This window comes from Capnocytophaga sp. oral taxon 329 str. F0087 (assembly GCF_000213295.2).
Classification (GTDB): domain Bacteria; phylum Bacteroidota; class Bacteroidia; order Flavobacteriales; family Flavobacteriaceae; genus Capnocytophaga; species Capnocytophaga leadbetteri_A.
Genome location: NZ_KN390009.1, coordinates 21,525 through 31,777 on the forward strand (window position 1 = coordinate 21,525; position 10,253 = coordinate 31,777).

8 protein-coding genes are annotated in these 10,253 nt (G+C 43.8%); 4 read left to right on the forward strand and 4 right to left on the reverse strand.

Annotated elements, in window-relative coordinates:
* Positions 1 to 4: 4 nt before the first annotated feature.
* The 4 genes from HMPREF9074_RS06960 to HMPREF9074_RS06975 all read right to left on the reverse strand — a co-directional run bounded on the left by HMPREF9074_RS06960 (position 5) and on the right by HMPREF9074_RS06975 (position 3,908).
* Entirely contained in the window at positions 5 to 199 is a 195-nt protein-coding gene (locus HMPREF9074_RS06960; protein ID WP_009390311.1) for a hypothetical protein, read from the reverse strand.
* A 5-nt stretch (positions 200 to 204) separates the two neighbouring features.
* Positions 205 to 648 (reverse strand): DUF6934 family protein, encoded by a 444-nt coding sequence (locus tag HMPREF9074_RS06965; protein WP_009390309.1) that lies wholly within the window; start codon positions 646 to 648, stop codon positions 205 to 207.
* An 88-nt stretch (positions 649 to 736) separates the two neighbouring features.
* Positions 737 to 2,395, reverse strand: a complete 1,659-nt coding sequence (locus HMPREF9074_RS06970; RefSeq protein WP_009390307.1) for an Ig-like domain-containing domain — start codon at positions 2,393 to 2,395, stop codon at positions 737 to 739.
* 1 nt (position 2,396) lies between these two features.
* Positions 2,397 to 3,908, reverse strand: coding sequence for an NAD(P)H-hydrate dehydratase (locus HMPREF9074_RS06975; RefSeq protein ID WP_009390300.1), 1,512 nt, complete (start codon positions 3,906 to 3,908; stop codon positions 2,397 to 2,399).
* Between the two features lie 321 nt (positions 3,909 to 4,229).
* Here HMPREF9074_RS06975 and HMPREF9074_RS06985 point away from each other — a divergent pair, with 321 nt between their 5' ends.
* The 4 genes from HMPREF9074_RS06985 (at position 4,230) to HMPREF9074_RS07000 (ending at position 10,080) form a co-directional block, all read left to right on the forward strand.
* Entirely contained in the window at positions 4,230 to 8,123 is a 3,894-nt protein-coding gene (locus HMPREF9074_RS06985; RefSeq protein WP_009390298.1) for an AAA domain-containing protein, read from the forward strand.
* A gap of 393 nt (positions 8,124 to 8,516) precedes the next feature.
* Entirely contained in the window at positions 8,517 to 8,972 is a 456-nt protein-coding gene (locus HMPREF9074_RS06990) for a hypothetical protein (RefSeq protein ID WP_009390295.1), read from the forward strand.
* Between the two features lie 38 nt (positions 8,973 to 9,010).
* Positions 9,011 to 9,466, forward strand: a complete 456-nt coding sequence (locus HMPREF9074_RS06995; RefSeq protein ID WP_009390293.1) for a hypothetical protein — start codon at positions 9,011 to 9,013, stop codon at positions 9,464 to 9,466.
* A gap of 158 nt (positions 9,467 to 9,624) precedes the next feature.
* A complete protein-coding gene (locus HMPREF9074_RS07000; protein WP_009390291.1) occupies positions 9,625 to 10,080 on the forward strand; it encodes a hypothetical protein in 456 nt (151 codons plus the stop codon).
* The last annotated feature ends 173 nt before the right edge of the window (positions 10,081 to 10,253 follow it).

A 10,253-nucleotide genomic window follows, 5' to 3' on the forward strand; every position in this document is an offset into this window, starting at 1 on the left:
ATGTTTAATTTACGATGGTTTTAGGTAAGCCTACCTTTTCTAATTTTTCATTTACACGCGCTAATTTTTTAGTAAAAATAGGTGCATTTAGATATTTGTCTAGAGAGGTATCTACCTCTAAGACTGTATAATGAGATGTTTTTCTCAATGGCTTTTTCACCATAGGGTGATTGTTTATTTGTTTTTCTTTTGTACTCATAGTCTTTATTTTCTTTTTATCGCAAAGCCTTCATAATTAACTTTAGGGCGAAATTCCTCCCATTCTCCATTCAAAAGGCATAACAAGTGAAAATCTCTCATAACAATATCAAAGTATTTTACAATTTTCATTTGGTATAACCTTGTTCTGGATGGGGTACTCCCTTCAGCGTACACCCACACATCAGGAAAAAGTTCTGTGAAATCATAAATAACAGAAACAACAGTATTTAATACCTTTTCTGTATCTCCGTTATTAGAAACTACTTGATCATCTAATTCTCCGGTGATAGGATTTTCATCTACAAGTCCTAAGTTATAGAAATTGTTTATATTAGTTTCTTGAAAAGAGATGATTTTGATAATCTTCCCTTTGCTTCCTTCACTAATAAAATTATAGATAAGAGCTGTTTCACCAATTTTCACTTCATATTTTGGTAGATTACTCATAATAAAAAAGGTTGTTAATTTTCTATCTGCAAAGGTACGAAAATAATTCTAATCACAAAGTTTTATAAAAGTCGCGACTTTGTTGTTATCATTCGTCTTTCAGTTGCCAAGTTTCTTCTACTTCCCAGTTGGCACGGAGTTCTACTATAGGGGGGAAGTACCATACCCTTTCGGGCTGTCGCTGCTGTAGGAAGTTACCCGTATCCCAACGGCGGTTACCATTGCGATCTTCTATCAGGCGCAAACGCAACTTGGCAGGATTGACATTGGCAAATACGTATTCCACCTGTGGCTTTTCTATATACAGCTCTTGCAGTACCTCGGTAGCTTTCTCATTAGTAAGCTGTAACAATATCGGGAAAGAAAGTTTACCCTCTTCAGCTTTTAAGTGGAGCTTAAATATCGACAGGTCTTCCGCTTTTTTAGTGGAAAGTTTAATATTCAGCGTGTCGTTAGTGGCGCCGAAATAGTCCGTCATAGCGTGGGGCAACGCCTCGATGCGGTATTGCTCATCGTTTTTCTTATCGAATAAGAGCGTGTATTGCAACTGCGTGCTATCTAATACCGCCTTGAAAGGGACAGCTTTCGCCAAAGAGTCTTTGCCTTGCAGTATTTTTATCTTAGCAGGGTCTACTTTTGTCAGTGGGATATTGCTTCTGAAAGCAAAGTCTTTATACATAGGCAGGTCGCCAGAAAAAACGCTTTCTATCTGCAAGCTATCGGGTTTAACGTCCTTGCCCTCTTTCAGCCTCAGGCGAAAAGTATCTACCCGCTGCTGATGCGCCACCGTAAAGACAAGCGAGTCTTTCTGACTGGGTTGATACCAGAAGTGCAGCGTATCTTTCTTAGCGTCTTTGGCTACCGTATAGCGAAAGTCGGGGGTAGTGGGCGATATAGGAGTAATCGTTACCCCCTTAGTGCCACCGTCAAAACCAAAACTAATACGGTTGGCCGCCGCTTGGGTAGGGCGATGTGCCTTATAAGGAAGCTCTTCTTTAAACAATCGCAGTTTAGGATAGGAGCCCTGTGGCTTACCCTTAAGGTCTTCGACTGTAATGGGTTCGCTTAAGAAGGCTATCTTATCGTCTTTGGGGTTAAACAGATAGTCGCCCCCCTTATCCTTTAGGGCTATCAGCTTATATTTACCCTCTTTAAGGAACTCAAACACAAAACTGTGAAGACTATCGAGCGTGGTGGTAACATAGGTAGGCTTGTGTTTGTAGACTAAAGAGTCTTTGTACTGCTCGTTATAAGGGTAGAGCATCAGGGTAACCGATAGGTCAGCTTCAGGCATCAGCGCATCGGTGACATCGCCCTCGTACCAAAGCGAATCGATAGTGGCTCCGGTAGAAAATACGTATTTGAAGTCGGTGTACGGATTGCCCTCATTATAATCTTGTATGCTATTGCCAAAATTAAGCACGTAGGTAGTGTTAGGCTTGAGGGTATCGAGCAGACTAATGTCTAACTTGCGCGAGGCAGAGGTAGGCGATATAATAGGGAACGTATTCATAGGAGGCGAAATGATAAGCTGCTTGCGCAGGTCTTTCGTCACCACAAATTCGTCAAAAGAAAGTCGGATGTGCTTGCCGCTGAAGTTAGTAGTGCCAGAGGGCGGAAAAGCCTGTAGGAGCACAGGGGGAGTAGTATCTTTATCTCCTCCGGTAGGCGAACCACGTCGGGCACACTGCCACAAAGTCAGGGCAATGGTAAATATTAATAATAGTATGGGTAATCGGTGTTTCATATTAAAATGTTACTAAATCTCTTGCTATAAGTGCCTCTTCGCCTATGCGGCTGGCTACCTGCTCGCCTTTTTGTCCGTGTAGGTAAACCCCTAAGATAGCTGCCTGTAACGCCCCGTAGCCACGTGTGCGCAGTGCGGTAAGCATACCGGTGAGCACATCGCCACTGCCTGCGGTTGCCAACGCGGGACAGCCGGTAGTGTTTATCCAAAAGGCATCGCCGTCGGTAATCATCGTATAAGCATCTTTGAGTACTAAGACTACTCGGTGTTTCTCGGCAAAGGCTTTCGCTTTGGCTAACTTGTCATAATCATCTGTCCATTTGCCTATTAGCCGCTCTAACTCTTTAGGGTGAGGGGTGAGTATAGCCCCTTGTGGTAATGCCTGACAAAGTTCAGGCTGCTGCGCCAACAGGTTGAGCGCATCGGCATCTATCACAAACGGAGTATCGGGGTATTGCGCAAATAGGTCGGCTAAGGCAGCTGCTGTATCGGGGTGCGTACCCCAACCTACGCCTACGCCTATAGCCGAAGGGGTAAAAAGTATTGGTATGCTGCTAAAATGCTTATCGGTATCGCTGGTAAGCACCATAGCCTCGGGCAATGCCGTTTGCAGCACTGTATAGCCACAGGCGGGTATGGCGACCGTGAGCAAGCCCGCACCATTTCGGAGCACCGCCGTACCGCTGAGCACCACAGCCCCCATTTTGCCATAACTACCCCCTACTAACAACGCGTGTCCATAAGTACCTTTGTGACTAAAGCGCCTGCGGGGCTCGAGGTGTTGGCTCTGGCGTATCTCGGCTATCATTGCAGCGTCTACGCAATGGTACTCGCTAAAAAGTTCATCAGCATAGTTATCGCCCCTTTCGGCTAAGGCACATACCTCTAACACTTCGTATTTGCCGATAAACTTACCGGTACTCGGCAAGAAGAACGGCAGCTTAGGGCATTGAAAGGTAAGCACCATATGAGGATGCACAAAAGCGTGCGCATCGGCAGGAGGCATATCGGTAGGCAAGCCCGAAGGCATATCGACGCTCAGCACATAAACACGAAAGGCAGCCTCTAGATTGAGCCAATCGAATAGTGCTTGTAGCCACTCGGGCAGGTCGCCTTTGAAGCCTATACCAAAAACAGCGTCGATGACTACCTCTTCGAAATTGACTACTTTGCTGTAATTGTGTTCGTCTACCGCTATAGGCTGTACCCCCATAGCGTGCAGTAGCGACTCATTTTGCCGATACTCGTCAGACGAATGGCTGCCCACTTGCAGTATATATACCGTTACCTGCTTGCCAGCCTGTATCAGCTTGCGAGCGAGTGCCAAGCCATCGCCGCCATTATTGCCCTTACCAGCGAGAATGGTAAAGCTATTGCGGTCGGACAAATGCTGCTGTATCCACTGAAAAAGCAGGTCGGCAGCACGCTCCATTAAGCACCAAGGCGAAACCTTATGAGTGCGAATGGTATAAGCGTCGAGCTGCTTTAGTTGTTGGGAAGTAAGGAGGTTCATACTGATTTGACGATTTGCCAATTGGGCGATTTGCCGATTGGGCGATTAATTTGGCAAAGGTAGTATATAATTGGCAAATGCGCAAATTTATTGATTTGGCGATTGGGCGATTTGCCAATTTGACGATTTGACGATTAGATGGGAAGGCTGGGAGGGCTGGGAGGATTGGGAAGGCTGGGAGCTTCGGTCATCCTTCGGTGATGGTAAAGGGAAGGTGTATCTTACCTATAGCGAATTGAAGGCAGATTTGCTAATTTGTGAATTTGGTAATTTGCTAATTATTCTTACCTTTGTAGCCAATTCATATTTCACAATAAAAAAATGGTTCTATCCTCTGAAATTTTTAGGGCTTTGCAACACAAGCTGAAAGTAGGCAACCGGCGCGGCGTTCACCTCAACGCCATACCGGCTAATTCGCGTTATAAATTTGATATTGCGCGGCTGTCGGCTATCTTCAAGAGCTTGCCCGAGCGCTTGGTGCTGGATATGCTTACGCTGCGCAATGTTAAATTTTCGTTTTCTATCTACGATACCGAAAGTACTAATATAGACCAACGAGGTGCTGCTACTCCCCCAAAAACAGCCGATGAAAACCCCGAACTGCAAAAACTCGTTACCCATATCGAAACGCTTATCTTTCAGAATGAAGTAGTTAGCGCTGAAAAGGGTATCAACACTTTGGGCTTTGGCTTCCCGATACTGCTGCGCCGCGACAAGAGCGACGGGCAGCTAACCGCTGCCCCTATACTGATATGGTCGGTGAAGATGAAGCCCACTACCCAGATGAATACGTGGGAAATAAGTAGGAACGAAGACGACCCCATCTACCTAAATGAGGTGCTTATCAACCACCTGCAGAGCGATTCGGGGGTAAAACTTTCGCCCATACCCGATGAGATGCTGGAAGACGGCAAGATAGACAAGCCCGAACTGCTAGCTATCTGCACCGAGATACTTCAGCAGCTAAAAATAGAGCAGAATTTAGATTTTCTGCTGAATAACTACGCCGAAATTCCGCCCCTTAAAACAAAAGCCGAATACGAAGCCCTTTTGCCCAACAAAGGCGAGGGTATGATAGAAAAATGTGGTATCCTGTCGCTCTTCGAGGTGCAAAAACAAAATATCATCAATGATTATGAGGGTTTAATCGGCAACTTTAAGGCGGAAGATATAACCCCTTCTACGGATTTTCAAACGCTGACCTCTGTACCCACCGACCCCTCGCAGCAGTATGTGCTGGAGCAACTGAAGCAACAGCGCAAAGTCCTGATACAAGGTCCTCCAGGTACGGGGAAGAGCCAAACGCTAACGGCTATACTCATCAATGCGCTGCAAAACAAGCAGAAAACGCTGGTAGTGTGCGAGAAGCAAACCGCCTTAGAGGTGCTGTACAACGCCCTGCAGCAAAAAGGGTTGGGCAAGTACTGCACTATGGTGAAAGACGCTATTGCCGACCGCAAGCTGATAGTAGAGGCGGTACGCCAAACCCTCGATGCCCCCGACTTTAGAAAACCCTCTGCCGACAACCCTACACAAACGCTAACAGAGCAGATAGTCACCCTACAAAACCACAAAGCGGCTATCAATGCTATTCACCACAAGCTAAACCAACCCCTAATAGCCGGACAGAACTGGACGTACATAGCTGCCAAGCTATTAGAATACGCCCCTGATTGCGAGGCTATAGACCTCAGCGGTGTACACTTTCAGTTCACCGATGAGGAATGGGCTACCCTCAAGGCGCTATGGCAAGAGGGCGAACGCCTATACGAAGATTACCGTCCTTATGCTAACACCGACTTTTTAGCCCCCGACACCCTAACGGCGCAGAACTTTTTTAGCACTGAACAGCAGCTCGCTACGGTCTTTAAGCAATACGAGCAGCAGTGGGAGACCATCTGCCAAACGGCTATCGCCTACCGCCAGCAATATGAGGCAAAGCGCAAAGCAGCTTTTGCGGCACAGCTCACCACCCTTGAGCAGCATCGCACCGAGTACGAGGTGCTAACGGCTACCCTCGCCCCTACTTCCGATGTGTTTATGCCGCAGAAAACCGAAGGCTTTTTCTACCGATTGGCAGCCGTATTTTCGTCAGCAAAGAAAAAAGCTATACGCACCCAGCAGCGCCTACAGCAGATAAGTCAGGAGATAAAAGCGCTAAGCGTACACCGCAATTTTTCGCCTATAGCTATCAGTGCCGACCTATGGGCTAATAAGGCTGCCATAGCCGATTACAGCAGTGCTATTGCGCAAGCCCAAGCCGATTTTGCCGACAAGGTAGCAGCTGACTTCGCAGCCCTCGACCTGCTGCACTATACCGACCCTGCCCTAAGCGACGACAGCCTACCCCTGCTACAGCAGCAGGTGCAAGCCCTAAAAAGTGCCATACAGCGCGACGGCTGGCTACAGGCGCCCCAATGGGGGACTACTTATGCCGATTTTGCTGCCTTTATGCAGCAGACACTCGGCATTTATAAGCAGTATATGTCCGACCCCGCTCACCCGCTAAAGGCTACCTATCAGTGGCACAGTTGGTATCGAACTCTTAGCACTCTGCAACAGCAATGCGTAGCTGCCTTGCGCCCCGTAAAGGCGTGGGAAGCCTCGCTACTGACGGTATATTACCCCTTACTACAACAGCAGCACGCCGATGAGAGTCTGAACTTCAGCACCCATACTTACAGTCACTTTACAGCTGAAATGGAGCGTTTTGCCGCCACTCAGCACGCTTTTATACAGTATTATTGGGACGAGGAGCAGCGCCGCACCGTTAAGGCTTTTGAAAAGCAACACTCAGCACTAACGGTAGCCAATCTGTACAACAAGCGCAAGAGCGAGAAGCACAACCGACTGACATTGCGACAAATAGCCCAGCAAGATATAGACCTTTTCACCAGCTTCTTCCCTATCGTACTGACTACCCCCGATGCGTGTTGCAACCTATTTGAGGGCAAGCACTTCTATTTTGATAATGTAGTGTTTGACGAGGCGAGTCAGTTAAAGCTAGAAGACAATCTACCGGCTATGCTAAAAGGCAAAACCATAGTGATAGCGGGCGATGAGCACCAAATGCCGCCCTCTAACTATTTTAGCAAAGTATTTGACGGCACGGCTGAAGACGAAGAGGACGAGGACGAAAGCGACACTTCGCCTGCTGTGCTCTCTAGCAAGGAGGCAATGCTAAACATAGAGTCGTTATTAGACTATGCTCTTGAATATCAGTTCAGTAAAAACCACTTAGATTTTCATTATCGTTCGCGCCACCCTTATCTGATTGATTTTTCTAATCACGCTTTTTACAATGCTCGTTTGCGTCCGTTGCCCAATACGAAGCCTTTTACCCCTATAGCCTTTGCTCAGGTAGATGGCACTTTTGAAGAGCATATCAACAAAGAGGAAGCCGTAGAGGTTATTCGTACCCTCGAGCGATTAGCCCCGCGCGGTGATGGCAGTTATCCTTCGGTGGGTATTGCGACTTTCAACATCACTCAGCGCAACTACATACGCAAGCAACTACTGCTGAAGCAGCAAAACGACCCCGCTTTTGCTCAAAAATTCAGCGCCCTTGAGCAGGCTGGGTTATTCATCAAAAACCTTGAAAACATACAGGGTGATGAGCGCGACATCATCATACTATCGGTAACCTACGGGCGCAAGAAAGATGGTAAGTTCGTACAGAGTTTTGGTCCGCTGAACCACAGCAAGGGCTACAAACTGCTGAATGTGATTATCACCCGCGCCAAAGAGAAGATATACGTATGCAACTCGATACCCGAAGAGGTTTTTAGCAACTACAAAGAGGCTTTGGCTACCGAGGGAGCTAACAACCGACGCGCTGTGCTATACGCTTATTTGGCTTATTGCAAAGCCGTAAGCACTGGCGATGAACAAGCGCGCGCCGAGATACTCAGCGAGTTAGACCGCTATGGGCATACTCACGCACAGGCGGCAACGGCAGGCGAAGAGGCGTGGAAAACACAGACTTACCTAAGGTTGAAAGCCAAACACCCTGACAAAAAAATAACCCCTGACTATCCGTTTGGGGGGTATACTATCGATATATTATTAGCGCCCGATGCGGGCAAACCTATCGCTATAGAGTGTATGAGTAAGCCGCTATATGAAGGGGAGTTAGCTTATTTGGAAGATTTGCACAAAGAGAAGATATTAAGGGGGGCAGGCTATGAGTATGAAAGGATATGGGCGGTTAATTAGGTGATTTGGACTCATATAACATCCCCCCTTTGCACATACTCCGCTGTGCCAACTCGCGGACTTCCTTCGAAGGGGGAGATGTGATGGTTAGCATACACGAGCCTCATAATAGTATAATATACCTTATATTGGACTCTTGGGAGATTTAAGTCATAAAGGTAACTTTTTATTATGTTTTGGACTCATATAACATCCCCCCTGCCCCCTTCAAAGGGGGAGATGTGATGGTCAGCATACACGAGCCTCATAATAGTATAATATACCTTATATTGGACTCTTGGTAAAGGTAACTTTATTATATCCTGAAAAGTGCATTTTTTGTCCTAAAAGTGATGCTAACATAATGCATTTAGGTTGTATCTTTGCCCTGTGATATTTTAATTTAAATAAACTATGAAACAGCTAATAATATTCATTCTTATCATTCCTCTATTGGGAATGGTACCCCCAGACGAAAAAAAACAGCGGAAGGTAGTAGAGCATTATGTAACTACGCTTCTTAATACCGAAGACGAAAACATTAAAGATGTATTTTCTTTGATGAAAATAACAGAAGAACACGAAGAAAGGCTGATGAATGAGCTAACGGATATTCTTTTATTTTTAAAAAAACAACTAAAAGGGCATAAGTACAAAATCTTAACCTATTGCCAAGCGTATAAGAAAATTGCAGATACTTTTGGAGATCCCTTCCCCTCAGAGAGAGGAGATATTTATTATATATATGATATCACTGAAGGTGTTGTACTTTGGTTTGCTCCGGTAGTAGTAAATCGCAATAACGAGATTATTAGTTTTACTATAGGTTTTAATAACGATAGGCAAGAACTTTGCTTTATATACCTTTAGAAAAGAAATAAAAAATAAAAAACAGAAAACATATTACTATGAAACATCTTATAATAGCTATTCTTATCATTCCTTTATTGGGAATGGTACCCCCAGATGACGCGCAAGAAGAACGAAAGGTAGTGGAGCATTATATCACTACGCTTCTTAACACTGATGATGAAAACATTAAAGATGTATTTTCTTTAATGGAAATAACAAAAGAACACGATAAAGAGGAAATGGATGCGCTAACCAATTTTCTTTTAGAGTTAAAAAAACAACTAAAGGGGCATAAGTACAAAATCTTAACCTTTTGCCAAGCACGTAAGATACTCAGAAAGAAACAACACTTATATCCTTTCCCCTCGGAGAGAGGAGGTACGTTTTATATTTACGACCTTACTAAAGGTATCGTACTTTATAAAGCAGCGGTAGTACTAAATAGCTATAACGAGATTATTAGTTTTGCTAGTGAAGGTGAGAATGATGATGTGCACTTTATATACCTTTAGGAATGTAAATGATAGATTCAAGTTATAATGGTGTGCTCTTTGTAAGAGGTCTATCTTAGGAGATATCTTTGTAATCTGAAAATTAATGTTTTAATTAACGTGAGTTAAGTACATCTTTTTTAACTCACGTTAATTAATTAAAAGAATATTTTACCAATATGAAAAGAGAAAATTTATCTAAAATATTTATAGCTTTATATGTAATGCTATTAATTATGTATGTGTCAGTTATCATATTTGACTTTCAAAAAGAATATTTTGCTGACTCTTATTTAATGAATATAGTAGTACTTATTACTTTACATTTAGTAGTGCCTTTTATATATTCTGAAAAATATAAGGAGGGTAAAACAGTAGCCAATGTAGTGCAGTTTCTTAAGAATCCATTCTTTATAGGGTATTTTGTGTTGAGTAGCCTATATCTTTGCAAAAGTATTGTAGATTATCAGTGGTATGAAATTCTTATAGTAAATGTAGTAGCAATCCCTATAGTTATTTTTATTTTAGAGTTATTAAAACAATATATAGTGAAACATTATAAAGCAGCATACTATGTTATTGTTTGTTATTTTATATTGTTTCTGATATTTCTTACAAAACTTATTTGTTTTTAAAGTTTTTAGAAACTTACGAGAACAAGAAAAAAAGCAAAATATGAACGTGAAGCAAATCCTAACGATCTTTGTCATTAGTATATTAATGTTTTTTAGTGGGTGTAACTCATTAAAAAGAAGAATAGTTGTTGGTCAAGAAAAAGTAGGTGTAGAAGGCGAAGACTATACTCTTC

Bases quoted from the DNA above. Each gene is read 5' to 3' on its own strand.
- HMPREF9074_RS06960 (WP_009390311.1), bottom strand. From the start codon at position 199: ATGAGTACAAAAGAAAAACAAATAAACAATCACCCTATGGTGAAAAAG.
- HMPREF9074_RS06965 (WP_009390309.1), bottom strand. From the start codon at position 648: ATGAGTAATCTACCAAAATATGAAGTGAAAATTGGTGAAACAGCTCTT.
- HMPREF9074_RS06970 (WP_009390307.1), bottom strand. From the start codon at position 2,395: ATGAAACACCGATTACCCATACTATTATTAATATTTACCATTGCCCTG.
- HMPREF9074_RS06975 (WP_009390300.1), bottom strand. From the start codon at position 3,908: ATGAACCTCCTTACTTCCCAACAACTAAAGCAGCTCGACGCTTATACC.
- HMPREF9074_RS06985 (WP_009390298.1), top strand. From the start codon at position 4,230: ATGGTTCTATCCTCTGAAATTTTTAGGGCTTTGCAACACAAGCTGAAA.
- HMPREF9074_RS06990 (WP_009390295.1), top strand. From the start codon at position 8,517: ATGAAACAGCTAATAATATTCATTCTTATCATTCCTCTATTGGGAATG.
- HMPREF9074_RS06995 (WP_009390293.1), top strand. From the start codon at position 9,011: ATGAAACATCTTATAATAGCTATTCTTATCATTCCTTTATTGGGAATG.
- HMPREF9074_RS07000 (WP_009390291.1), top strand. From the start codon at position 9,625: ATGAAAAGAGAAAATTTATCTAAAATATTTATAGCTTTATATGTAATG.